We start from the raw sequence: 25,116 nt of genomic DNA, 5'->3' as shown, positions 1-25,116 counted from the left end.
ATGACCATAAATATTATTTGGGCATTCTTTGCAGTCATTGCCATCGGCATTGCCTACTGGCTGCGGTCGCGCCCGCTGGTTAAAAACAAGCAGTGGAGGGATTTTACCGCCTTTTCCTTATTTATGCTTTTTGCCGCGGCGCTCAGCGTTGCCCTGATTATGGAGGCCAGCCTACCCAACCCGGCCGACCTGCTTTTTAGACTCTCCGGTTTCTATATCCGCTGGCTTCTTACAGGAATACCGGGTGAATGATCAATAATAGTTATCCTTTGTTTTTCATTCATTTATTTACCCCTAAAAATAAATATTCCGCAGGGCCGTCATCTTGTATGGCCAAGATGACGGCCCGCGGATAACACCGCTGCCTGATAAGGCCCGGCCGTTTATACTATCGGCCTGACATAAAATAGTATACCATGGACAAATTTCCCGCTGCAAGAAACAACGGTAAAATCTTAAATCCCCATCGCTTCCCGCACAAGGCTCATTGTTTCGGCAGCCTGAACTTTCGCTTTTTTATTTCCCTCCCTGATCACATCTTCAAGATAGCCTCTTCTGCCCATGATTTCAGACCGCCTTTCCCTAATCGGCGCCAGTCTTGACTCAATATTATCGGCCAGGGAACGCTTGCAGGCCACACAGCCGATTTTTCCGGCCAGGCAGTCTTCCTCTATTGAGACAATTTTATCAGTGCTGTAAAAACCGTGGTACTTGTAAACAGTACAGACCTCCGGGCGCCCGGGATCGGTTTTATGAATCCGGGCAGGATCGGTAATCATGCCGTTTACTTTCCCTTTCAACTCATCGACGGCTGCCGTCATGCCGATATCGTTGGCATAACTTTTGCTCATTTTCCTGCCGTCTATTCCGGGGAGAGTCGGTATCCTGGCCAATTTCGTCTGCGGCTCGGGGAAAACTGGCCTGTACAGATAATTAAACCGCCTGGCCACCTCCCTGGTAAATTCAACGTGGGGCGCCTGGTCCTCGCCAACGGGCACGGCATTGGCCCGGTACATTAGAATATCAGCCGCCTGCAGCAGGGGGTAACCTAAAAAGCCGTAGGTCATAATATCTTTACCCTGTTCTTTAAACTGGTTGATCTGATCTTTATAAGTAGGCACCCGTTCCAGCCAGCTAAGCGGCGTAAACATCGAAAACAACAGGTGGAGTTCGCAGTGCTCGGGGATGCTGGATTGCACGAAGAGCACGCTCTTTTCAGGATCGAGGCCCGCCGCCAGCCAGTCCGCAACCATCTCCTTTGTATTCTCCCGGATAAAACCGGTTTCATCAAAAGCGGTCGTCAGGGCATGTAAATCAGCGATAAAAAAGAAGCAGTCGTATTCATTCTGTAAATTAACCCAGTATTCCAGCACGTTTAAATGACCGATGTGCAGCCTGCCGGTCGGCCTCATCCCGCTTAAAATCCTTCCCTTGCTCTGCATTGATATCTCCTTTCCCAGTTTAAAATCTTTTTATTATTTTAAGATATTACTTGCGACAGTCCCTGCGCCAGTACGATTAACAAATTATACAACGGTATGATTATCGGCCTGATTATAAAACCGACCACCCCGGTAAACAGAAGCAGGATCAAAATCAGCGTTCCGTAATTTTCAATGGCGGAAAGCCATTCCTGCCGTCCTGGCAAAAGCCCGGCCAGTATTTTCGAACCATCCAGGGGCGGCACCGGGATAAGGTTGAAAATTGCCAGAACCAGATTGAGTAAAATAATCTTGTTGAAAATTTCATTGCCGTAAGGTATTTTCCAACCTCCCAGCCCAAGGAGAACTGCTCCCAATACGGCAATCAGCAGGTTTGTAGCAGGCCCTGCCAGTGAAACCAGCATCAAACTCCGGCGCATATCACCAACCAGGTTCAGGGGGTTGACCGGTACGGGCTTTGCCCAACCGAATCCAGCAATAAAAATCATGATCAGCCCGACTACATCAATGTGGGCAACCGGGTTTAAGGTCAGGCGTCCCATGTAGCGGGCCGTCCTGTCGCCGAGCCGGTCGGCAGCCCAGCCGTGGGCATACTCGTGAAAAGTAAGGCCGATTACGACTGCCGGAAGCAAAATTGCTATATCATAAAGAGTCGGAAAATTAAACATTACAACCCCCCTATTGATTCAGGTATTGCCGGACAAAAGCCTCTTCGTCCTCCCTGCTCTTTACCCTGCCCTCCAGGCGGGCCTGCCATACGGCGTCGATTGTACGGCGAAAGATTGGCCCGGGGCGGTATCCCAAACCCTTAATAAACTTCCCGTCTATGCTCGGACGGCTTTTGAGAACAAATTCCAGAAGGCTGCGCAATTGATCGCGCATTCTCTCCCCGGCCGCAAGAGCAACCAGCAGCGGATAAGCTTCACGGGGTATTTCCAAAATCAGCTTGGCGAGTTTGCCAACGTTTTCTTTATTGTAACTATTCCGGACCCCCGACAGAATAGCCGGGCAGCCGGTTATGGAGGCTACAACGTTTTCCGTCAGACGCTTTCTAAGATGATACCTTCCGCAAATGATCCGGGCAGTTTCCGGATCAAGCCTGTGCATAACGGCAATCAGATAGCAAAGCCATCTCTTGGAAGGAACGTAAATATCCCATTCCCGAAGTTTTTCCAGAGAATACCCTATATCTTTAAGGGCGGGTTCAACTTCCCGGTAGGGCACTTCAGGAAAAATAAATGGCCAGACCCCCAGGTTATCCAGGCGGGCCAGCATCTCACCCGATCGCTGTTCGGAAAAGATATGTTTTATTTCCTCCCAGACACGTTCCGAAGAGACCATTTTTAACACCTGTTGATCCACTGCTTCCACAAGGAACCTTAAAGTCTGGGATTCGATGAAAAAATTATAGCGCTGCTCGAACCTCACAGCTCTTAAAATGCGCGTTGGATCCTCAATGAAGCTCAAGTTGTACAGCACGCGGATCTGACCGCCCAGAAGATCCTGCCGTCCCCCGAAATAATCGACCAATTCTCCGAAGCGCTCCTGATCAAGATATATCGCCATGGCGTTAATTGTGAAATCGCGCCGGTAAAGGTCCTGGTGCAGTGTCGAGCTTTCCACTTTGGGCAGAGCGGCGGGATACTCGTAATATTCCACCCTTGCCGTTGCCACATCCACCTTAAAATCCTCGGAAAAGATTAGTTGGGCTGTCCCAAACTGCCTGTGCGCCCTGACCCGCACACCGTAAAATTCACCCAGCGCAGAGGCCAGCGCAATACCGTCCCCCTCAACAACCAGATCCACGTCAAGGTTTACGGTTTTAAGCAAAATATCGCGCACAATACCCCCGGCGGCATAAACCTGGCAGCCGAATCTGTCGCCGAGTTCGCCGGCCTTGTATAACAGTTCCCGGATAAAAGGGGGTAAAAACGCATCAAGGGTTCCCTTTACATTGGCCGGGTGAACCGGCAGGGACGAAGAATACATCACCTGATACCGGGACGGTATTTTCCCATGCAGGGTCTGCAGCACATCGGAACGCGAAACAATTCCAACCAAAAAACCACCTTCTACTACCGGGACCCTGCCGATGTCATGTTCAATCATCAATTCCCTTACTTCAGATACCGGCATATCCGGATGTACAGAAATCAACCTGTTTGTCATAAAACCTTTTACAGGAGCATGGCCGAGGCCATGGCGGATGGCTTTTTCAACATCACGCCGTGAAATGACACCCAGGAGCTGCTTTTCCCTTACTACCGGAAGGCCGCTGTGACCGTACCGGAGCATCACCTGTCCGGCCTCGCTGATCGGAGTGTTCGGACCGATAGTTTTAACCGGACTGGACATGATTCCGCGGCAGGTAAGAGGCGGGCGGACTTTCTCCCTCATAAAAGCCAGCAGCTTTTCCATAACCTCATTGATTTCAGAGCCTTTTAAAACAGCCGAGGCTGCCCCCGCATGGCCGCCCCCGCCCAGGCAGGCAAGTATTTCCCCTGCGTTAATCTGGAACACATTGCTTCTGGCGACTATATAAACGCGATCTTCCATTTTGACAACTGTAAAAATCGCATCGGGCTGTTCGATTTTTGAAAGTGTATGGGTCAGAATATCCAGGCCGACTATAAATTCAGGCGCCTCGGCATTGTAGGTTAAGATATTAAAACCGTTTATTTGATGGTGATCAGCCGATAGCAGCAGTTTCTTCAACAGGTTTTTTTGCTCCTGGGTGAACGGCCTGCCCAGGAAACCGGCTACTACTCCAAGATTGGCGCCCTTTTCCAATAAAAAAGCAACTGCCTGCACATCTCTGGCCGTAGTGCTAGTAAAAGTCAGCGCACCGGTATCCTCATATATGCCAAGGGCAAGAATCGTGGCTTCAAGCGCAGTGATTGGCACACCCTGCCCGCGTATTTTTTCGATCAGCAGGGTCGTTGTGGCGCCGACCATTTCAACCACTTCCAGATCTCCATGTAGGTCACCGTTTACCCAGGGGTGATGGTCGTAAATATGGATCTCAACTCCGGGTTTAAACGCATCGGCCAACTTGTCCAGCCGCCTGGGGTTCTTCGTGTCGACAATAATTACCCTGCTGACCTTCGAAAGATCTATATCCCTGACCGTGTAAAAATCCAGTATGTCCTTATGCAGAGAAATAAATTCTTCCACATTGGGTGAATGCTTGCCGGAAAAGACAGGCAGGGCCATAGGATAGATCTTTTGCGCCGCTACCATCGAAGCAAATGCGTCAAGGTCTGTCTTACTGTGCGTGGTTATAATTTCCAATCCGCGGGAACCTCACTATTTATTCGTTAACACAAGGGGACGGTTCTCTTGACAACAAAGGCATCATTAAAAAATACAGGGGGACGGTTCTCTCGTTCTTCTCTCGTTCTTTGAATGAAGGCTCAAAATCGCATTTAAGGCATTGTCCTCCCTTTACCTGGCGAATTTTCATCCTTTAGCCGGCGCTGCTTCGGCAGCATGGATATCTCACCATCTAATTATACACTATTCTTTGCATCTGGTAAAACCAGCCAATTATCCAATTATCTATTTAATTTTCTCATCCTGCCGAGGCAATGTTTTTCAACTGCCCGCCTTTTTTGACCAGCCTATCAGGCATCCGGTCATGGCTTATGATATCTTCATACGATTCCCTTTCCAGGATAAGGTCGGTAATCCCGTCATTAACCATCACCATAGCAGGCCTGGGGAGGCGGTTGTAATTCATGGACATGGCGTAATTATATGCTCCCGTGCAGCTAACTGCCATAATATCACCAGCCTCAACAATGGGAAGTTTTATATCCCAGATCAGCATGTCTCCCGATTCACAGCACTTCCCGGCTACTGACACCAGTTGAACTGGATCCTGTGTAATTTTATTAGCCAGGCAGGCCTCATAACGAGCCTGGTAAAGGGCCGGACGCGGGTTATCTCCCATCCCGCCGTCAACCGCAACATAAGTGCGTATCCCGGGTATTTCTTTGATTGCTCCAACTGTATAGAGAGTTGTCCCCGCCGGGCCGCAGATGGAACGACCGGGTTCTACTATTACCCTGGGAGTTGCCAGCCCTGACAGGCGGGCTTTTTCATCAATAATCCTCATTATGTTGTCAGCATATTCCCTTACCTGCGGCGGTCTATCCTCACCAGAATAAAAGATTCCAAGGCCTCCGCCAAGGTTAAGTTCCCTGGCCATCCAACCGGTATCTTTATAAACACTGGCACAAAAATCCATCATCACTGAAGCACTGTGATTATAAGAATCCAGCTCAAAGATTTGCGATCCGATGTGGCAATGCAGCCCCAAAAGGGTGATATTCTCCTTTGACAACGCTCTTTCTATAGCTGACAGGGCCTGGCCGTTTTCAATCACCAGACCGAACTTGCTGTCAATCTGCCCCGTTTTAATGTACTCGTGCGTGTGCGCCTCAATACCCGGCGTAAGACGCAGGATAACCTGTGCTTTGAGCTTATTCTCACCAGACAGATAATCTAAAAGTTCAAGTTCATATATATTGTCGACTACAAACCGGCCGACACCGGATTTAAGGGCAAACCTTATTTCTTCAGGCGATTTGTTGTTTCCGTGAAAATATACACGTCCCATTGGAAATCCTGCCTGAACAGCGGTGTACAGTTCTCCCCCGGAAACAAGATCAAGACCCAGACCCTCTTCCTCGACCATTCGGCAAACGCTTAAGGTGAGCAGGGCTTTTGCGGCATAAATAACGCCTGAGCCGTACTCCGCAGTAAAAGACCGGTAATAATCACGGCAGTTCTGCCTGAATAAACGCTCGTCAAGGACATACAGCGGTGTTCCGAACCTTTGTGCCAGTTCAACTGTATCGCATCCGCCAATTTCAAGCCGCCCCCGGCTGTTTATATTCATAGTCCCGTGAAATCTCATTAGAAATTCCTCCTGCAGCTATAACATGATTTACATAAATAAGCGGCCCGTTACAGGAAGGCCGCTAAAAAACTGATTAATCAAGCCTCCCTCCCACCTGAGATAGCGCTCCACCGGGCAATGAGGTTTGTTTGCCGCGGTAACAGTCCGGCGTCTTTTCGGCGCCGACCCAGCCCAAAAACCCCGGCAGCTTTCGGACTTCGGCGGGATGCCCTTTCTTTTTGCCCTAAACACATTGCCGGATATAAAAGACAAACTTACTCTTGCAGCCCGCTCCTCTACCTCACCCCTGGTGAAATGAGGCAATTTTATTTAAATTAGCTTAATTTTAGCATGACTGCAGCATCGCGTCAAGACAGAGGGATTGACAGACGGGTTTGATTCCTGTTTCCTGTATACTGTGAAAGATTACATACCTTGACAATGCCATTGTTATAGTTTATGCTTTTTATTAAGAACTTTTCTTAAAAAGCGAGGGCAAAAAATGATCAAGACAGATAATAATCAACCTGTTTATGTAATCAGTGTTGCTGCCAGATTAGCTCAGGTTCACCCCCGAACTCTGCGCATTTATGAGGAATTCGGCCTTCTTACTCCCTCCAGGACGGAGGGCAACATCCGTCTTTACTCTCAAAAAGATATTACTGTGGTCAGGCATATCCGGTATCTTACCCAAACCAGGTGCGTCAACCTGGCAGGAGTAAAAATTATCCTGAAAATAGAAGAGCGGTACGGCATAAACCTGGAGGATGAAGATTAAAAACACATTTATCAAGAAAAGCATATTAGTCTGTATAAATATACTACATATATGCTGTAAATATCCTTGACAATATTGTTGTTAAGTTTTATAATTTAAACATGGAATTCGAATGCAACAATCTGTCTCTTCATAATTAATATACATCCTGGCGAGGATAAGATTTAAAAAATAATCAAAAATATGATATAAGGGGGTTAAATAATGGCTAAAGCAGTAGGAATTGACCTTGGTACAACAAATTCAGTTGTGGCGGTTATGGAAGGCGGCAAACCCACGGTGATAGTTAACGCCGAAGGAAGCCGGACCACACCTTCAGTAGTAGCTTTTAAAGACGATGGTGAAAGGCTTGTCGGGCAGATAGCCAGGCGTCAGGCAGCCCTAAACCCGGAAAAAACACTGTTTTCAATCAAGCGTTTCATTGGACGGCGTTATTCGGAAGTCAGCGAGGAAAGAAACCTTGTAACTTATAAAGCAGTTTCAGGGCCGAACGACGCCGTACGCTTCCAAGTCGGCGATAAAAACTACGCGCCTGAGGAAATTTCAGCAATGATACTGAAAAAATTAGTTGACGACGCGTCAAAATACCTTGGTGAAAAAGTTGTCGACGCCGTAATTACCGTTCCGGCATATTTTAACGACGCCCAGCGTCAGTCAACCAAAGACGCGGGGAAAATAGCCGGTTTAAATGTGCTGAGAATAATCAACGAACCGACGGCAGCCTCTTTAGCATACGGAATGGATAAGAAAAATAACGAAATGGTCATGGTTTTCGACCTCGGTGGAGGTACCTTTGATGTTTCCATCCTTGAAGTCGGAGACGGTGTTTTTGAAGTTAAATCAACCAACGGCGACACTCATCTGGGCGGGGATAACTTCGACAAGGAAATAGTGAATTGGATGGCTGACGAATTCAAGAAGAATTACGGCATCGACTTGAGGTCCGACAAACAGGCCTTGCAGCGCCTTATCGAGGCCGCTGAGAAAGCCAAGACAGAGCTGTCCACAACGCTTGAAACAAATATCAGTCTTCCTTTTATCACTGCCGACGCCAGCGGACCCAAGCATCTGGACATGAAGCTTGCCAGGGCGAAATTCGACGATTTGACCCATTACCTGGTTGAACGCTGCCGGGGACCGGTTAAAACAGCCCTAGCCGACGCCAAACTCAGCGAGAAGGACATTGATGAAGTAATCCTGGTAGGCGGCTCGACGCGTATCCCGGCTGTACAGAAGCTTGTCCGCGAAATGACCGGGGGAAGGGAGCCGAATCAGGGCGTTAATCCTGATGAGGTAGTCGCCGTCGGCGCAGCCATACAGGCGGGTGTTTTAGTCGGTGAGGTAAAAGATGTCGTCCTGCTTGATGTTACACCTCTCTCCCTGGGGGTAGAAACACTGGGGGGAATAATGTCCAAGATTATCGAGCGAAACACGACCATTCCGACAAAGCGCAGCCAAATTTTCACCACCGCGGAGGACAGCCAGCCGGCTGTTGATATTCATGTTCTCCAGGGAGAAAGGGAAATGGCCAGGGACAACCGTTCGCTCGGACAGTTTAAATTGGACGGCATCCCTTTGGCGCCCCGGGGAATGCCGCAAATCGAAGTCACCTTCGACATAGACGCAAACGGCATACTCAAAGTCAATGCGAGGGATAAAGCAACGGCCAAAGAACAGACCATTACCATAACAGGTTCAACCAGCCTCGTCAAAGAGGAAATTGACCGCATGGTCAGAGATGCTGAAATGAATACCGAGGAAGATAAAAAGCGCAAGCAGGAAGTGGAAGTGCGTAATGAGGCGGACGGGTTGGCTTACCGTGTGGAACGGCAGCTGAAAGATTTTCAGGATAGTATCCCCGTTCATGAAAAGGCCCGTATCGAGCAGATACTTAATGATTTGAAAACTGCTTTAAAGGAAAATGCTCCGATTGAAAGGGTGCGTTCACTGCACGATGATCTCCAGCAGGCTGCCTACTCGCTGTCCGAAGCTGTCTATCAAAAAACACATGGAGAAAATGCCGCACCCGGTCCCGGCGGACCTCCTCCGGGAAGGCCAAAGCCTGATGATGTCGTAGACGCTGAATTTGAAGAAAAAAGCTAAAAAAGTTAAAAAGAAAAAAACCGTACGATCGCACAAAAAGGCGCGTTTCGTACGGTTTTTTTAATACAATTCCTATTCAGGAGCCTTTGGCAGATTGCTTAAAGCCCCTTTTAAATCTTCCTCCGGAAGCGGATAGTCAATTAGGTTACCGGACAGGAAATTGTCATAGGCGGCAAGATCAAGGTGACCATGCCCGCTCAGGTTGAACAGGATGGTCCTTGCCTCCCCTGCTTCCCTTGCCTCGATTGCCTCCACAATTGCCTGCTGAATTGCATGGGCGGACTCAGGAGCCGGAACTATGCCCTCACACTTAGCAAACTGAATTGCTCCCTTGAAAATCGAGGTTTGATCAAGAGCCCGGGCTTCGATTATCTTATCTGCCACCAACTGGGAAAGCAGCGGCGAACCCCCGTGATACCTCAAGCCCCCTGCATGAATGCCCGGCGGTATAAAGCCCGACCCCAAGGTATACATGTAAAGAAGCGGTGTAAAACCGGCAACATCACCGAAATCATAGGTGTGCAGTCCACGCGTAAGTGTCGGGCAGGCGGTGGGCTCAACAGCCACCATGCGTACTTTCGTTCCCTTGGTTATTTTGTCATAAGCAAAGGGGAAAGCAAAACCCCCAAAATTGCTTCCTCCGCCGACACACCCGATTACTACGTCCGGGTAATAACCAGCTTTGGCCATCTGTTCTTTAACCTCCAGACCAATCACGGTCTGGTGCAGCAGGACATGATTTAAAACGCTGCCCAGGGAATAATTGGTGTCTTCACGTCCGGCAGCCTCTTCAACGGCTTCACTGATAGCCAGGCCTAAACTGCCCGGTGTATCGGGATTCTCGGCAAGAACACGGCGGCCGGTATTTGTACGTTCGCTTGGACTCGCGTATACGCTCCCCCCGAAAATTTCCATAATTGAGCGGCGGTAAGGTTTTTGCTGGTAGCTGACTTTTACCATGTAAACGACGCACTCAAGGCCAAAAAAGCTGCAGGCCTGAGATAAAGCAGTACCCCACTGTCCGGCGCCTGTCTCGGTGGCCAGGCGTTTGATGCCTTCCTTCTTATTATAGTAGGCCTGGGCAAGCGCAGTATTCAGCTTATGGCTGCCCGCCGGACTTACTCCTTCATATTTGTAAAAGATGCGTGCGGGTGTATCCAGCGCTTTTTCGAGGTACCTTGCCCTGTGTAACGGAGAAGGACGCCACAAACGGTATAATTCCCTCACCTCATCAGGGATCTCAATCCACCTTTCCAATGTTGCTTCCTGCATAATCAGGCCCATTGGAAAAATCGGCTTTAGATCATCGGGTGTCAAAGGTTGTCCTGTCCCCGGGTGCAGCGGCGGTTTCGGCAAATTGGGCATGTCCGCCATGATATTATACCAGTGGGTTGGAATCTCATTCTCGGAAAGAAATACTTTCAGTTTCTCCATACTTTTAAAAGCTCCCCTCTTCTCAAGTAGACTATTGACCGATTAATATTATATTTTACTTTATAAAAAGATAATAAATCAAGAAAGTACAAAATAACATATTACTTTATTTAATCTGTAATTTCGGAAAAATATATCATTGACAAACCCTGGTTAAAAATATTATAATTAATTATACTCTCATAAGTCCTTCCTGGTTTTAAACTGTAGAGTATTTCAGTATAGTGTAATTCAGCCCGAACCAACAACTTATAACCTAATGACAGGATGTCTGTAATAAAGAGACGCCATCTTAAAAGTATTCAGGAGGTGGGGAAAATGCAAACGTCCCTGAATAGCAATCCTGTGGACAGCCTGGCAGTAATTTCTAACAGGGGCGCTTATACGTTCGCGGAGGAAAACGGCAAGCTGAAAACTACACGTTCCGTAAGCGGACTGGTATCAGCAGTTGAACCTGTATTGACCAGCAACAAGGGAATTTGGGTATCCTGGTGCGGAAGGCTGGACAACAACCGGAACAGTCAGGGTATCCTGGCAGCAATCCCAACTGACCAACCCCAGTACAATGTTCAGGAAATAATCTTAAATGAAAAGGACTACAACGCATATTACCACGGTTTTTCCAACAGTACTTTATGGCCCCTCGCCCATCAGATGATTGACAAGTGTGTTTTCGAAGGAGAATTCTGGCACGCCTACCGCAGGGTCAATTACAGATTTGCGCAAATAACAGTCCGCGTAACACAGCAGAATGATCTTTTTTGGGTACATGATTATCACCTTATGCTGGCGCCCAAACTGATCAGGCGCTACTATCCCCTGGCAAGAATAGCCTTCTTCTGGCACATTCCTTTCCCTCCGCTGGACGTTTTTCAGCTTTTGCCCTGGGGAAAACAGCTGCTGCAGGGTTTGCTTGGGAGTGATCTTGTAGCTTTTCATACGCGATCTTATGTAAACAACTTCCTTGCCTGCGTAGAACATTATTTCCCTGCTAAAATAAATCAGGAGAAGGGAACAATCAGGCTGCGCGACAGGAGAATAATGGTCAGGGATCTTCCTGTCGGCATTGACTGGCGCCGCTTTGAACAACTGGCTGCTAATCCGCTGGTCAGGCAGCGGGCACACGAAATCAGGAGCGCTATAGGTTCCGAATACCTGCTGCTCGGGATTGACAGACTGGATTATACAAAAGGCATCCCTGAAAAAATAAAAGCCCTGGGAGAATTTTTGAAAAAATATCCCAGGTACCGAAGCAAAGTGAGCCTGCTTCAGATAGGTGTACCCACCAGGAACGGCGCAGACACCTATGATCTGTACAGACAAAAGATCGCGCAGGTTGTCGGGGAAATTAACGGCCTCTATGATCAGGGCTACGGAGCAGTCCCGGTCAGGTACCTGAACCGTTCACTGGATGAAACTGAACTTGTAGCCCATTATCTGGCCGCTGATGTAATGATGGTTACTCCCGTGCGTGACGGGCTTAATCTCGTAGCGAAGGAATTTGTTGCTTCCCGAAATGACGGCAATGGAGTGCTTTTGCTCAGCACTTATGCCGGAGCAGCCGAACAATTGGAAGGCGCCCTGCTGGCCAACCCTTACGACTACGAACAGCTTGCAGTTAAAATCAAAAAGGCGCTGGAAATGTCTGCCGCGGAAAAACAAGAGCACTTAAGAATTTTAAAACAGTCGGTTGTGAATAAAGATATCCAATGGTGGTGGCAGACCAACCTGAAACTCATCGCTGTATCATCAATCAGGCCGGTTACGGAAGAAGGTATCTCATCCTCAAAAGCAGCCAGGTTATCTTAATACCTTTAATAATTTTCCTTCTGGACTGTCAAGCCGGTATCCAACCGGCTTTTTTGTTTGCCTCAACTACTCTGAGACACAGGAGAACCGTCCCCCTGTGTCTTTTTCCGCTTACTATTGCATGTTTGTCATGTCGATGATATAGTATTGGCAATAAAAAATTTATTTTTATAAAAATTCAAGAGGAGGTTATGCTTAAAAAGGTAAGGGAGCAGAGCTGTAAAGATAATAGAAACTGCTTTATTCCCAATTAAAAACTTTTCAAAGAGGGTTGGGGTTTTTGTGATGCGACAACCAATTGTCATCGATGATAGGAAGTCTGATCTCAGCAAGGAAGTGCTTCTGCACAGCGGTCAGGATGCTACTTTGTGCTATCAGTGCGGCAAATGCACTGCCGGTTGCCCGGTTGCTTTTGCAATGGATTTTACGCCAAACCAGATTATGAGAATGGTTCAGCTGGGATTGACAGATGATGTCCTGAATTCTCAGACTATACGCCTTTGCGCTTACTGCTCAACCTGCTCTGTCCGTTGTCCGCGCAACATCGGCGTGGCGGACGTAATGGACAGCCTGCGCATAATGGCCGCCGAAAGAAACATTTCCGGCACGGGCAGAAGCCGCAAGGTAAATATTTTCAACCAGGCCTTCTTAGATACTTTAAGCAGGTTTGGCCGGTCGCATGATGTCTTAGCCATGGTTTTATTTAATTTAAGAAGTCGTCAGCCTTTTCTCAACGCGAAACTTGGTTTAAAACTATTTAACAACGGAAAAATAAAGATTAAGCCGAACAGATTCAAAGGAGTTAGTGAAGTCAAGGAAATTTTTCAACGAATCAATAGATTAAAGAAAGGGGCTTAAGGGTAGTGAAAATTGCCTATTACCCCGGCTGCGCCTACGAAACCAGCGCCAGAGATTACGAAGCTTCAGCAAAGATTGTCTGCAAAAATTTAGGCATAGATTTGGTCGAGATACCTGACTGGAGCTGCTGCGGGGCTACCGCCGCGCACAGCACTGACCACCTCCTGGCCGTGTCCCTGGCGGCACGGAACCTGGCCCTTGTAGAAAAAATGGGCTTCGATACTGTCACAGCCTCCTGTTCGGCCTGTTACCAGAGGCTGGCCCTTGCTCAGGCAGAACTGGCGCAGGACAAAAAATTACTCGAACAGGTGAATGAAATAACAGGTTACGATTATAAGGCAGCGGTAAAGGTGAATTCGATCCTGGAAGTCATTGCGGGTTTGGATGAGGAAAGCATCAAGGCCAAGGTTACCAAGTCTATGAAAGATTTTCGTATTGCGACCTATTACGGGTGTCTGCTGGTCCGGCCGTCAAAAGTAAAGATTGACGACCCGGAAAACCCGACGATCATGGACAGGCTTATGCAAGCAACCGGAGCCCAGGTAGTGGACTGGTCCCATAAAACGGAATGCTGCGGGGCGTCCCTGTCGGTCACCAACAACGATATCGTCACTGCTCTGGTATCCAGAATCATCAAGGCCGCCAATGCAGCGGATGCCAACTGTATTGTTACCCCCTGCGCATTTTGCCACATGAACCTGGACTATTACCAGTCTTTTACTGCTCAAACAAAGGGCGCCTTAAAAGAGATGCCCATTTTTTATTTTACCCAGATCCTGGGGTTGGCTATGGGCTTCAGCAAAAAGGATATGGGTGTCGAATACAACATTACCGATACATCTGAATTAGTTAAAAAGGTTGTCTGAAGAAATACCTGAGAAGTGGTTAAAATTGTATTACAACGAGGAGCGATAATATGCAACGCATTGGTGTTTTTATCTGCTGGTGCGGTTCGAATATAGGAGGTGTTGTGGACGTACCCGCGGTAGCCCGGGAAGCTGCCAAGTTCCACGGGGTGGTCTACAGCGCCGAATATAAGTACATGTGCTCGGAGCCTGGCCAGGAGATGATCGTTTCCGCAATCAAGGAACACCGTCTGACCGGGGTGGTCGTCGCTTCCTGCTCTCCCACCCTGCATGAAATCACCTTCCGTAAGAATATTGCCCGTGCAGGCTTAAACCCCTATATGCTGGAAATGGCGAATATCCGTGAGCAATGCTCATGGGTACACCAGCACGAACCGGAAAAAGCCACCCAAAAAGCTATTGAACTGGTGCGCAGGGCGGTTGCCAAGGCTGGAAAACTGGAGCCGCTTTTTGAGAGCGCTATCCCGGTAACCAAAAGAGCGCTGATCATCGGCGGGGGTATTGCCGGTATCCAGGCTGCCCTTGATATTGCCGACGCCGGCAACGAAGTAATTATAGTAGAAAGAGAACCAACCATCGGAGGCAAGATGGTCTTACTGGATAAAACCTTCCCCACTCTTGACTGTTCGGCCTGTATCAGCACACCTAAAATGGTGAGCGCTGCCCAGCACCCCAACATCAAGATTTATACCTATGCGGAAGTGGAAGAGGTAAAGGGTTATATAGGAAATTTCTCCGTGGTGGTTAAACAAAAAGCGCGTTCTGTGAACAGCAAGTGCACAGGGTGCGGTATCTGCTGGGCAAAATGCCCCACTAAAAATATACCCAATGAATTTGACCTGGGAATGAGCATGCGCAAAGCTATCTATGTCCCCTTTCCCCAGGCGGTGCCCAACCGGCCGGTTATTGACCGTGAACGCTGCCGGCAGTTTGTCAAAGGCAAATGCGGCGTCTGCCAGAAGTTTTGCCCTACAGGCGCAATTGACTATGAACAAGGGGATGAGTTCGTTACCGAAAACGTCGGCGCAATCCTTGCGGCGACCGGCTATGATTTAATTGACTGGACCAAGATATATGGTGAATACGGATATGGAAAATATCCCGATGTAGTTACCGGCCTGCATTTTGAGCGGATGGTGAACGCCTCCGGCCCGACCGGCGGCAAAATCCTGCGCCCCTCTGACGGCGAACAGCCTAAAACGGTTGTCTTTGTTAAATGTGTGGGTTCGCGTGACGAGGCCAAGGGCAGGGAATACTGCTCCAGGGCCTGCTGCATGTACACAGCCAAACACGCCCACCAGGTTCTGGAGAAAATCCCCGGATCACAGGTGGTTATCTTTTATATAGACGTTCGCTGCGCAGGCAAGGCATACGAGGAGTTCTATTTAAAAACCTTACACGAAGGGGCCATCTACACCAGAGGAAGAGTATCCAAGATCTATCCTGAGGGCAACCATCTGATTGTCAAAGGGGCCGATACTCTTCTGGGCAGGCCGGTTGAAGTCGTTGCCGACATGGTCGTACTGGCTACGGCAATGATACCTTCCGCGGGTTCCGCTGATGTTGCCCGGACAGTTGGATTTACAGTCGACAAAGACGGATTTTTCCAGGAAGCCCATCCGAAACTCCGGCCGGTGGAAACAAATACCGGCGGTGTATTTCTGGCCGGCGCCTGCCAGGGACCGAAGGATATTCCCGACACGGTTGCCCAGGCCAGCGGCGCCGCAGCTAAAATAATCGGGCTGCTTTCACATTCCGAGATAGCCGGGGAACCAACTATCGCCCGTGTAAATGAGGCAATATGCTCGGGCTGCCTGGCCTGCCAAGGGATTTGCCCCTACCGTGCTATCGAACCCAAGGAAATTGTGGAAAGGCTGCCCGGCAAACAGGTAACACGTGTGGTAGCTTCCGTCAACAGCGGCTTGTGCCAGGGATGCGGCGCCTGCACGGTTGCCTGCCGTCCGGGAGCGCTCAACTTAAAAGGCTTTACCAACGAACAATTACTATCTGAGGTGGATGCGTTATGTCAATAGAAAACGAGTCCCAGGAAAATTGGCAGCCTAAGATTGTCGGAATTTGCTGCAGATGGTGCACCTATGCGGGAGCGGATCTGGCCGGCATAAGCCGGATGAATTACCCGACGACAGTACGGGTAATCAGAGTTCCCTGCTCCGGACGGGTTAATCCGCAGTTTATTATCCGTGCGCTTCAACAAGGGGCTGATGGCGTCTTTGTCAGTGGGTGCCACCCCGGCGACTGCCACTATTCTAGCGGCAATTACCATGCCAGAAGGCGTCTGCAGGTTTTGAAAAAGCTTCTGGAATTTGTAGGCCTGGAGCCGGAACGTTTTCAGTTTTACTGGATTAGCGGCTCCGAAGGAGCAAAATTTGCTGAAACTATGAAAAAAATAGACGAGCAAATTAAAAAACTTGGTCCAAATAAAAAACTCAAAAGATCTAACGTCTTTAAACAAGGAGATAGACCGGCATGAAAGGGATAGAGGAGCAAATCAGAGCAACCTCCAGCCAGCTGCTGGCCGCCGGGGATGTACAAATGGTCATCGGCTACGGGGCTGGAAGCGATAATACAAAAACCATGCCAGTATTCATCAAACGCGCCGAAGACGTCGGCAAACTGGTTTTCAACCCCTTTTGCGTGTCGAATCTGGCAAATTATTTGCTGCAATGGAATAACTTTGACGGGAAAATAGCAATAGTAGTCAAAGGCTGCGACTCCCGTTCAATAATCCGGCTCTTGCAGGATAAACAGATCGAACGGGAAAAAATAATCGTTCTGGGTGTAAACTGTCCCGGGCAATTAAAATCGGGACAAGCTGAGGCAAAAATGCCCGTAGATGCTATTGTTTCCGAAGCAACAGCGGACAATTCCGGTTTCAAGCTGCAAACCAGCGGCGGCCTGATTACCTTCAGCCTGGATGAAGGGCTCCTGGAAAAATGCCGCCAGTGCGAGTCCAGCCGTCCGGTAATTTCAGATCACCTGTTCGGAGAAAAAGGTTTTGAAGCTGACAAGGCCGACCTCCAGTTCAACGACGTAGCGGCCCTGGAAGACGCCCCGCTTGAAGAAAAAAGCAGGTACTGGGACAAATACTTTGAACGGTGCCTGCGTTGCTATGCCTGCCGCAACTCCTGTCCGGCCTGCAGCTGCCGGGAGTGTGTTTTTGATATGGTTGAACCGGACTGGGTGGCAAAAACGGTGAATCTTTCCGACAACACCGCTTTTCATTTGATCAGGGCTTTTCATGTAGCCGGCCGCTGCACCGATTGCGGAGAATGCGAGAGGGTCTGCCCCGCGGAAATACCCCTGCGGGTATTAAACAGGAAAATAATCAAGGACATCAAGGAACTGTTCGGGGCGCCCATGCCCGGCAGCGATCTTGAAGCCCTCCCGGCGCTGAGCTTTTACTCTCTCGACGATCCGGAAAGTCAAAATTAGGGGGTGATTTTGTGGCAGTTTGCAAAAAAATAACCAAGGATAACCTGGTCCAATTCTTGCAGGAACTAACCAAAGACCGTATCCTGATTGCCCCCGTCCGGGAACATGAACTTGTTTCCTTCAGCCCCGTGGCGGACGCCGGACAAATTGACTTTGCTTTTCAGAACTCGTTTGTGCCGCCCAAAAGCTGGTTTTTCCCGCAAACAGAACAGATCTTTTCCTTCCGCCTGGAGGAAGGCAAGTACGAGCTGTCAACACCTTCTTTGCCCGGCGAAGCTGTGCTTTTTGGCGTACATCCATGCGATCTTAAATCTATTTTGGCCCTGGATCCGGTTTTTGACGGTAAATTTGATGATAACTATTATTGCGACAGAAGGAAGAATACAATAATTATAGGGCTTGGCTGCCAGTCCGTGGGCAGAAATTGCTTCTGCTTTAAAGTTGGCGGCGGTCCCCTGGAATCAAACGGATCAGATATTTTCCTGATCCCAACCGGGGGAGATTTCCTGGCAGAGGGCCTGACCGATAAGGGAACTGAATTAATCAACAAATATTCACGGTTTTTCTCAGACAGCAGCGCAGAACAGATTGACAAGGAAAAACGTGAAGGCACAGACCGGCTGCTTAAACAACCGACAGGCTTAAAAGGCGATTTCAATCTAGCAAAGGTAAAAGCTTTCTTGGATGCAAATTACGAGATTCCGTACTGGGAGGAGCTTTCATACCGCTGCCTGGGCTGCGGGATCTGCACCTACCTTTGCCCGACATGCCATTGTTTTGATATTAATGATTACGCAAGAAGCGGCCTTGAAGGAGAAAGAATTCGCTGCTGGGATTCCTGCCAGTTTAAAGATTTCACATTGATGGCAGGCGGCCATAACCCGCGTCCAAGCAAAAAGGAACGGGTACGGAACCGCTTTTTGCACAAATTCAAATACCACGAAGACAGATACGGCCTTTTTGGCTGTGTGGGCTGCGGGCGTTGTGTTCAAAAGTGCCCGGTAAACATTGATCCCCGTAAAATCATTCTTGACTTGCAGGAGGTGGCCGGGAATGAGTAATTGTCAAAACCCCATCCTGCCGCGCATGGCGTATATTACTAATATCATTGATGAAACGAGCGATACAAAAACTTTTAAGGTTGAATTCGAAGGCGGCGGTAAAGGGGATTTTCTGCATGAACCCGGGCAATGCGCCATGCTCTCTATACCTGGCGTAGGAGAGGCCATGATTTCGATTACCTCCTCCCCGACTTATAAAGATTTTCTGGAATTTACCATTAAAAGGGTCGGGCGCCTGACCAACGTAATTCATCAGCTTGAGGTAGGCGATCAGATCGGTATACGGGGGCCGTACGGAAACAATTTTCCTTACAAACTCTTAGAGGGAAAAGACATCCTGTTTATCGCGGGAGGTTTTGCGCTGGCGCCTCTGCGTTCGCTGATCAACTATGTCCTTGACGATGAACACCGCAAGGATTACGGCAAGGTGGATATAATCTACGGCGCCCGTTCGGTGGACGACCTGTGTTTTAAAAGAGAACTGTTCGAAAACTGGCCCAAAAGGCAGGATACACAAATTCATACAACCATTGACAGAGCCGAAGAGGGTTGGGACGGACACGTCGCCTTTGTTCCTACTTACCTGGAAGAGCTGCAGCCGTCGCCTGAAAACAAGTATGCCCTGACCTGCGGGCCGCCGATAATGATCAAGTTCGTCCTGCAAAATCTTCAGAAATTGGGCTACCAGGATGATCATGTAATCACAACTCTGGAAATGAGAATGAAGTGCGGCATCGGGAAATGCGGCAGGTGCAATATAGGCAGCAAATACGTCTGCCTGGACGGACCCGTCTTTTTCCTGGATCAGTTGAAACAGCTTCCCCAGGAGTATTAATAAAATCAATAAAATTAAAGATTTTTAAATTAAGGCAGTCTGAACTCAAGGCTGCTTTATTTTTTACTGTTGATCACATTAATAAAATATACTTATTAAAAACATATATTCTATTAATATATTCTTTTTGCCATTGGCAGTGTTTAAATGTACAATGAATCATTAACGCTTGTTCAATCTATCGTATACCGGAGGGAGTTGTAATTAATGAAGGAAAAGGTACGGGAAGCATTAAATAAAGTCAGACCTCTTCTCCAAAGAGATGGCGGAGATGTTGAGCTTGTTGACGTTAATTCTGAAGGCGTAGTACAAGTCAGGTTAAAGGGAGCCTGTGGAGGTTGTCCGGCTGCTGCTATGACCCTGAAAAACGGAATAGAGCAAGTTCTGAAACAAGAAATTCCCGAAGTAAAAAGTGTTGTTGCAGTTTAGGTTAGTCTTTTTGGAAATATCTACGTTATAGAATAAACCGGCTGCATCTTAGGCAGACGGTTTATTCTATTCTTTTACGCAGATCAGCAGATCCTTGGCAGCGGAGCGCCGGCAAGCATATTTAATTTTCTTATGCCGCCAAGCGCAGTTTTGAGACAGACATCCCCCCTGCCCGGTCTTATTTCTCCAATGATGCAGGCTTCTTTTGCATCACAGTCATTCTTCAGATAACTTAAGACGCTTTCCGCCTCACGGGCTTCCACAATAGTTAAAAACTTCCCTTCGTTGGCCAGATAAAGGGGATCCAACCCCAGGAGTTCTGCAATCCCTTTGACAGTTTTTCCGACGGGAAGACTAGTTTCATCAAACCAGATGTCCATGCCGGAAGCCAGAGCAATTTCCTTGGCTGTAGTCGCCAGGCCGCCTCTGGTTAAATCGCGCATAAATTTTATGCCCTGAAAGCGTTTTATAAGTGGCTCAATTATCTTGTTTAAGGGAGCACAGTCGCTGAAAACCTGGTTCTCCAGGCCAAGGGACTCCCGCTGAAGCATAATGGCCAGACCATGTTCTCCCAACGGACCGTTAACCAGGACCGCGTCGCCGGGCTTGATCCGGAAGTAAGCCAGATTTGTCTCCGGCAGTACGTATCCTATGCCGGTAGTCGTTATATAAACTTTATCCGCCTGTCCCCTGCCGACTACCTTGGTATCCCCTGTAATAATCTGCACATCAGCCTCTTTACAGGCCAGGGACATTGATTCGATTATCCTTTCCAGCTCAGACAGCGCAAAACCTTCTTCGAGAATGAAAGAAGCAGCCAAATAGGAAGGTTTAGCCCCACTGACGGCAAGATCATTGACTGTACCGCAAACAGCCAGTTTGCCGAGATCACCGCCGGGAAAAAAGATCGGATCGACAACAAAAGAATCTGTCGTTACCGCCATCCGCCCCGGTTGAACCAGAAAACAGGCTGCGTCGGTCAGGCTTTCCAGAATCTCATTTTTAAAAAACGGCAAAAAGTATTTTTCCAACAACCGGTGGGTCAGCAGCCCTCCATCCCCGTGGCTGAGCAGCACTATGTCGTATTTATCCTGCAAAAACCTTCACCCTCTACTTTCCAATCTTATCTATATTAACTTAACTCGTATTGATAATAGGCTGCGCAGGCGCCCTCGGAAGAAACCATACACGGTCCCACCGGCCATAACGGAGTACATCTTTTGGCAAACAGGGGACAATCCCCGGGATTAATTTTCCCCTTCAAGACATCCCCGCATGCACAGCCAAAATTGCTTTGCGGTGAAACCGCATCAGTCTCAACAGGAAACCTGAGGCTGGCGTCATAATCCACATAATCCTGATTTATTTTCAGACCGCTGCCCTCTACAATGCCGAAGCCGCGCCAGCAGACGTCCGCAGGGCTGAAAACCTGGTTCATTATTTCCCTGGCCTTCTTGTTTCCTTCCTCCTGAACAAGCCTTGCATATCCGTTAACCGTCCGGGCTTGCCGCTGAATAATCTGTTTCAACAAAAGGCAGATTGCTTCCAAGACATCCACAGACTCAAACCCGGCAATTACAGCCGGTTTGTTATAATCGGCCGAAATAAAGTCAAAAGCCTTCCTGCCTGTTATAGTACATACATGGCCCGGCAGGATAAAACCATCCACACCAAGTTCGGGATCGTTAAGAAGCACACTCATTACCGGAGGAACAACCTTGTGTACGGAGAAAACAGAATAGTTGGGCAGGCCTTGCTTTCTCGCCTGCCTGATGCTCAGGGCGATAGCCGGCGTAGTTGTTTCAAAACCGATTCCCAAAAAAACAACCTGTTCTCCCGGGTATTTTTCTGCAAAATCAACTGCTTCCAATGGAGAGTAAAAGATTTCCACCTTTGCCTGCCGCGCCCGCTCCTGTTCCAGAGACGAGTCTGTCCCGGGAACGCGCAGCATATCACCGAAAGTTGCAATTACAACGCCGGGCTGACGCGATAAGAGAATTATCCTGTCAATGTCACTTTGATCGGTTACACAGACAGGACACCCGGGGCCGCTCTTCAGTACAAGGAAATCCTTTAACAGACTCCGGATGCCGCTCCTTGAGATAGCTACCGTATGCGTGCCGCAAATTTCCATTAAAACCGGCGGCCGTCCCAACTCGCAGGCTGCCTTTTCGGCAAGGCCGGTCAGTTCTTGTAAAATCCTTTTACCAATTTCGGGATCATTCCTGTTAATCAAAATAAACCTCCTCTAAAAGCTTTAAGGTTTCCTGCGCGTAATCAGCGTCGTTAATTTTTCCTATCGCGCAGCCTGCGTGCACCATCAGGTACTCACCCGGAATTACTTCCTCGTCTATTAAAAGAATGCTGACCTTTTTTTGAACTCCGAAACTTTCAACAACCGCCCAGTTCTCTATCTTGTCAACTGCTATCACCTGACCGGGAATACCTAAACACACTTTTCCTGCCACCTCCAGTTTGCAATCATAACCTGTCCCAATGCAATTCCTCCATCGTTTGCCGGCGCCTGGCTGTGAGTCAGAACCTGATAGCCGCGTGTCTTTAACACCCTTTTGACAGCCTGCAGAAGATATGAATTCTGCCAGGTCCCTCCGCTTAAAACTACTTTTTTCAGTCCAGTTATTGCAGCGGTTCTTTCCGTAAGTTCACAGATGATATAGACCATGGTCTGGTGAAATTTGGTCGAAATAATTTCAGCAGGCACACCGGAAAATTTATCTTTTAGAATTTCTTCCATCATACTGCCTGGGAAAACGATGCCATCGCTAATCTCATAAGAATATGGCTGAAAATAGATGCCTTCTTCGGGTTGCAGGGCTACCTCTCCCAGCTCAATTGCGGCCTGTCCCTCATAGGTGTTCTCCAGGCAAATCCCTGTGAGAGCGGATACCGCGTCAAAAAGCCTTCCGCAACCGGAGGACAAAGGCGAATTAAAACCTTTGACAACCATTTTTTCAATTATATCTACTTTTTTATCTTTAAAAAGGATTGCGGCATACTTTTTTCCTCTTTCCTGAAGAAAGGTTATCAGATAGGCTACCGCTGTCCGCCAGGGCTGCCGGATGGCCATTTCCCCACCGGGCAGTGGAACATAAGCAAGATGATACCGGCGTTTGAAGCCGGAATAATTACCGGTCATGGCTTCAAATCCCCAAAGGTTGCCATCGGGGCCGTACCCGGTCCCGTCCAAAATAATCCCGATGACTTCCTCGTTTTCCATTTCGTTGTCAGCCATGCAGCTGGCCAAATGAGCATGATGGTGCTGGATTTGTTCATATGCCGGAGCGTAAATTTTAAGGGCTACCTGCGCTGAGTGGTAACCCGGATGACTATCGTAGGCAACAATCTCAGGATTGACTCCAATGAGTTTTTGAAAGTTGGAGAGGCTGGCAAAAAGGTTCTCTTCGCCTTCCACGCTGTCGATTTCACCAATGTACTGGCTCATAAAAGCCTGCTCTTTCTTAAGCAGGCAAAAGCTGTTCTTCATCTCTCCGCCTACGCCGAGGATAACCGGGGCTTTGCTCCCCCGCCGGACAGATAAATAGCCCGGAACATATCCGCGCGACCGGCGGTAAATTTGTTCTTCCCCGTCAATAACCCTGACCAGTGAATCATCACACCTGTTGACTATTTCCCGGTCATGCGCCAGGAAAAAATCCGCAATTTCATGAAGTTCGGAAAACGCCCTGCTGTTTTCCTTAACCAGAGGAAGACTGCTGTAATTGCCGCTGGTCATTACCAGAACGTCGAAAGGCCCGTTTAACAAAAGATGGTGCAAAGGTGTATAGGGCAGCATAAAACCCAGTGTTTTAAGACCGGGAGCAAGCTCCCCCGGAAGCATGCAGGATATCTTCTTCCTTAAAATAACTATTGGCGCCTGAGGCGAACTAAGCAGTTCGGCCTCTCGTTGAGTGGTCAGACAATATCTCTGAACGGTTTCCAAATCTCTGCCCATTACCGCAAACGGCTTTGCATCCCTGCCTTTTCGCCTGCGCAAAACCTTTACGGCCTCGGTGTTTTTCGCGTTGCAGATCAGGTGAAAACCGCCCAACCCCTTCAGAGCCAGAATTTTACCCTCTTTCAGGATGTCCCAGCAGAGCTCCAGCCATCCCTTCGGGCCGTCAATTTTCACTCCCTGACGGTCAACAACCTCCACCCGGGGCCCGCATTTCGGACAGGCTATGGGCTGGGCATGGAACCTGCGGTCGACAGGATCGGAATATTCACGGGCGCACTCGTCGCACATCTTGAATACAGCCATCGAAGTTTTTGGCCTGTCGTAGGGGACCTCGTTGATTACAGTAAAACGGGGCCCGCAATTGGTGCAGTTTGTAAAAGGATACTGGTAATGCCTGTCCTGCGGGTCAAATATTTCTTTTATACATTCAGGGCATGCAGCCACATCCGGAGGTATTAAAGCTTCTTTATCATTCCCGGGCGCACTTTTGAGTATTTCAAAGGACTTGTACCCGCATGGAGGCAGCTCGATTTCCTGATAATTGCTGATCTTGGCCAGACGGGGAGTGTTTTCTTTCAGCTCTTTTAAAAAGTTGCGGATGTCCTGCTCCTCACCTTCAGCCTCTATAACCAGTCCTTCTCCTGAATTCAGAACACTTCCCTTAATACCCATAGTAAGCGCGAGGTTATAGACAAAGGGGCGAAAACCAACCCCCTGGACAACGCCTTTGATAAGAAGGCGGTAATGGGTAATTCTTTTTGTCTTAAAATCCGTCCTTCCGTCCAAGTCCACTCGCCCCCTTTTTCGAAAATTCGCCGGAAATATTATATTTCCTCCTTAAACTGTACTGCCTTCACTTCCCGGATGTTATTATTTTTACGTGAATATATATTTTATTATAAATATGCCTTCATAGACAACCTGTTTATTTTGGCAGCGTTGTTTAATCACGTTCCAGCTGTTACTATTCACAGCCCAAAAAATATACATGCAGAACAAGGCTAATTTCTAGCCTTTTTCTGCAGCATTAAGAATTTCTTTCAGTTTTAAAGGATCCCCTCTGCAAAGTCGAAGCATTGCATAGAATTCATTAATTCCGTTCCTGTAACACGTTTCAAGAGAGGATTTGATATTGGCATAGAATGATGTAGTTTTAACATTTTGCACCT

Annotated in this window: 21 protein-coding genes; 12 read left to right on the top strand and 9 right to left on the bottom strand. The window is 48.3% G+C overall.

Features of this window, described 5'->3' with window-relative positions:
* The gene (locus tag DEH07_06230; protein HBY04132.1) at nt 1-252 is read left to right on the top strand and encodes a hypothetical protein; all 252 of its coding nucleotides are present in this window, start codon (nt 1-3) and stop codon (nt 250-252) included.
* Between the two features lie 203 nt (nt 253-455).
* Here DEH07_06230 and trpS read toward each other — a convergent pair whose 3' ends face one another.
* The 4 genes from trpS to lysA form a co-directional block, all read right to left on the bottom strand.
* On the bottom strand, nt 456-1,442 hold the full coding sequence (trpS, locus tag DEH07_06225; protein HBY04131.1) for a tryptophan--tRNA ligase: 987 nt from the start codon (nt 1,440-1,442) through the stop codon (nt 456-458).
* A gap of 38 nt (nt 1,443-1,480) precedes the next feature.
* A complete protein-coding gene (locus DEH07_06220; protein ID HBY04130.1) occupies nt 1,481-2,110 on the bottom strand; it encodes a site-2 protease family protein in 630 nt (209 codons plus the stop codon).
* Nucleotides 2,111-2,120: 10 nt separating this feature from the next.
* Nucleotides 2,121-4,733 (bottom strand): polynucleotide adenylyltransferase, encoded by a 2,613-nt coding sequence (locus tag DEH07_06215; GenBank protein ID HBY04129.1) that lies wholly within the window; start codon nt 4,731-4,733, stop codon nt 2,121-2,123.
* Between the two features lie 280 nt (nt 4,734-5,013).
* Nucleotides 5,014-6,363 (bottom strand): diaminopimelate decarboxylase, encoded by a 1,350-nt coding sequence (gene lysA / locus DEH07_06210; protein ID HBY04128.1) that lies wholly within the window; start codon nt 6,361-6,363, stop codon nt 5,014-5,016.
* Between the two features lie 484 nt (nt 6,364-6,847).
* Here lysA and DEH07_06205 point away from each other — a divergent pair, with 484 nt between their 5' ends.
* Nucleotides 6,848-7,123 carry a MerR family DNA-binding transcriptional regulator gene (locus DEH07_06205; GenBank protein ID HBY04127.1) on the top strand — a complete coding sequence of 92 codons (276 nt, stop codon included), beginning with the start codon at nt 6,848-6,850 and terminating at the stop codon, nt 7,121-7,123.
* A 204-nt stretch (nt 7,124-7,327) separates the two neighbouring features.
* On the top strand, nt 7,328-9,226 hold the full coding sequence (locus tag DEH07_06200; GenBank protein ID HBY04126.1) for a molecular chaperone DnaK: 1,899 nt from the start codon (nt 7,328-7,330) through the stop codon (nt 9,224-9,226).
* 72 nt (nt 9,227-9,298) lie between these two features.
* Here DEH07_06200 and DEH07_06195 read toward each other — a convergent pair whose 3' ends face one another.
* Nucleotides 9,299-10,660 carry a TrpB-like pyridoxal phosphate-dependent enzyme gene (locus DEH07_06195; protein ID HBY04125.1) on the bottom strand — a complete coding sequence of 454 codons (1,362 nt, stop codon included), beginning with the start codon at nt 10,658-10,660 and terminating at the stop codon, nt 9,299-9,301.
* 267 nt (nt 10,661-10,927) lie between these two features.
* Here DEH07_06195 and DEH07_06190 point away from each other — a divergent pair, with 267 nt between their 5' ends.
* The 9 genes from DEH07_06190 (at nt 10,928) to DEH07_06150 (ending at nt 19,971) form a co-directional block, all read left to right on the top strand.
* Nucleotides 10,928-12,469 (top strand): trehalose-6-phosphate synthase, encoded by a 1,542-nt coding sequence (locus DEH07_06190; GenBank protein HBY04124.1) that lies wholly within the window; start codon nt 10,928-10,930, stop codon nt 12,467-12,469.
* 285 nt (nt 12,470-12,754) lie between these two features.
* Nucleotides 12,755-13,327 carry a heterodisulfide reductase subunit C gene (locus tag DEH07_06185; GenBank protein HBY04123.1) on the top strand — a complete coding sequence of 191 codons (573 nt, stop codon included), beginning with the start codon at nt 12,755-12,757 and terminating at the stop codon, nt 13,325-13,327.
* 5 nt (nt 13,328-13,332) lie between these two features.
* Nucleotides 13,333-14,193, top strand: coding sequence for a heterodisulfide reductase subunit B (locus tag DEH07_06180; GenBank protein HBY04122.1), 861 nt, complete (start codon nt 13,333-13,335; stop codon nt 14,191-14,193).
* Between the two features lie 50 nt (nt 14,194-14,243).
* Entirely contained in the window at nt 14,244-16,226 is a 1,983-nt protein-coding gene (locus DEH07_06175; GenBank protein ID HBY04121.1) for a disulfide reductase, read from the top strand.
* Nucleotides 16,217-16,684, top strand: coding sequence for a hydrogenase iron-sulfur subunit (locus DEH07_06170; protein HBY04120.1), 468 nt, complete (start codon nt 16,217-16,219; stop codon nt 16,682-16,684). The genes DEH07_06175 and DEH07_06170 overlap by 10 nt, the downstream gene beginning before the upstream one ends.
* A complete protein-coding gene (locus DEH07_06165) occupies nt 16,681-17,646 on the top strand; it encodes a dehydrogenase (GenBank protein ID HBY04119.1) in 966 nt (321 codons plus the stop codon). The genes DEH07_06170 and DEH07_06165 overlap by 4 nt, the downstream gene beginning before the upstream one ends.
* Nucleotides 17,647-17,657: 11 nt before the next feature.
* Nucleotides 17,658-18,707 (top strand): sulfite reductase, encoded by a 1,050-nt coding sequence (locus tag DEH07_06160; protein ID HBY04118.1) that lies wholly within the window; start codon nt 17,658-17,660, stop codon nt 18,705-18,707.
* Nucleotides 18,700-19,542 carry a hydrogenase gene (locus DEH07_06155; GenBank protein HBY04117.1) on the top strand — a complete coding sequence of 281 codons (843 nt, stop codon included), beginning with the start codon at nt 18,700-18,702 and terminating at the stop codon, nt 19,540-19,542. Before DEH07_06160 ends, DEH07_06155 begins: the two co-directional genes overlap by 8 nt.
* 207 nt (nt 19,543-19,749) lie before the next feature.
* Nucleotides 19,750-19,971, top strand: a complete 222-nt coding sequence (locus tag DEH07_06150) for a hypothetical protein (protein HBY04116.1) — start codon at nt 19,750-19,752, stop codon at nt 19,969-19,971.
* 83 nt (nt 19,972-20,054) lie between these two features.
* On the opposite strand, the gene hypE is transcribed toward DEH07_06150, so the two are convergent.
* The 4 genes from hypE to hypF are packed head-to-tail and all read right to left on the bottom strand — an operon-like array spanning nt 20,055 to nt 24,733.
* Nucleotides 20,055-21,068, bottom strand: a complete 1,014-nt coding sequence (gene hypE / locus DEH07_06145; GenBank protein ID HBY04115.1) for a hydrogenase expression/formation protein HypE — start codon at nt 21,066-21,068, stop codon at nt 20,055-20,057.
* A 35-nt stretch (nt 21,069-21,103) separates the two neighbouring features.
* On the bottom strand, nt 21,104-22,210 hold the full coding sequence (locus tag DEH07_06140) for a hydrogenase formation protein HypD (GenBank protein HBY04114.1): 1,107 nt from the start codon (nt 22,208-22,210) through the stop codon (nt 21,104-21,106).
* Nucleotides 22,200-22,427 carry a HypC/HybG/HupF family hydrogenase formation chaperone gene (locus DEH07_06135; protein HBY04113.1) on the bottom strand — a complete coding sequence of 76 codons (228 nt, stop codon included), beginning with the start codon at nt 22,425-22,427 and terminating at the stop codon, nt 22,200-22,202. Before DEH07_06135 ends, DEH07_06140 begins: the two co-directional genes overlap by 11 nt.
* Nucleotides 22,418-24,733 (bottom strand): carbamoyltransferase HypF, encoded by a 2,316-nt coding sequence (gene hypF, locus DEH07_06130; GenBank protein ID HBY04112.1) that lies wholly within the window; start codon nt 24,731-24,733, stop codon nt 22,418-22,420. Before hypF ends, DEH07_06135 begins: the two co-directional genes overlap by 10 nt.
* Between the last annotated feature and the right edge of the window lie 383 nt (nt 24,734-25,116).

Source organism: Desulfotomaculum sp., from assembly GCA_003513005.1.
Lineage (GTDB): Bacteria > Bacillota > Desulfotomaculia > Desulfotomaculales > Nap2-2B > 46-80.
This window is presented reverse-complemented; position numbering and strand designations above follow the sequence as displayed.

Bases quoted from the DNA above. Each gene is read 5' to 3' on its own strand.
- DEH07_06185 (HBY04123.1), top strand. From the start codon at position 12,755: ATGCGACAACCAATTGTCATCGATGATAGGAAGTCTGATCTCAGCAAG.
- lysA (HBY04128.1), bottom strand. From the start codon at position 6,363: ATGAGATTTCACGGGACTATGAATATAAACAGCCGGGGGCGGCTTGAA.
- DEH07_06195 (HBY04125.1), bottom strand. From the start codon at position 10,660: ATGGAGAAACTGAAAGTATTTCTTTCCGAGAATGAGATTCCAACCCAC.
- DEH07_06200 (HBY04126.1), top strand. From the start codon at position 7,328: ATGGCTAAAGCAGTAGGAATTGACCTTGGTACAACAAATTCAGTTGTG.
- DEH07_06175 (HBY04121.1), top strand. From the start codon at position 14,244: ATGCAACGCATTGGTGTTTTTATCTGCTGGTGCGGTTCGAATATAGGA.
- DEH07_06170 (HBY04120.1), top strand. From the start codon at position 16,217: ATGTCAATAGAAAACGAGTCCCAGGAAAATTGGCAGCCTAAGATTGTC.
- DEH07_06220 (HBY04130.1), bottom strand. From the start codon at position 2,110: ATGTTTAATTTTCCGACTCTTTATGATATAGCAATTTTGCTTCCGGCA.
- DEH07_06165 (HBY04119.1), top strand. From the start codon at position 16,681: ATGAAAGGGATAGAGGAGCAAATCAGAGCAACCTCCAGCCAGCTGCTG.
- DEH07_06190 (HBY04124.1), top strand. From the start codon at position 10,928: ATGTCTGTAATAAAGAGACGCCATCTTAAAAGTATTCAGGAGGTGGGG.
- DEH07_06150 (HBY04116.1), top strand. From the start codon at position 19,750: ATGAAGGAAAAGGTACGGGAAGCATTAAATAAAGTCAGACCTCTTCTC.
- trpS (HBY04131.1), bottom strand. From the start codon at position 1,442: ATGCAGAGCAAGGGAAGGATTTTAAGCGGGATGAGGCCGACCGGCAGG.
- DEH07_06155 (HBY04117.1), top strand. From the start codon at position 18,700: ATGAGTAATTGTCAAAACCCCATCCTGCCGCGCATGGCGTATATTACT.
- DEH07_06230 (HBY04132.1), top strand. From the start codon at position 1: ATGACCATAAATATTATTTGGGCATTCTTTGCAGTCATTGCCATCGGC.
- DEH07_06205 (HBY04127.1), top strand. From the start codon at position 6,848: ATGATCAAGACAGATAATAATCAACCTGTTTATGTAATCAGTGTTGCT.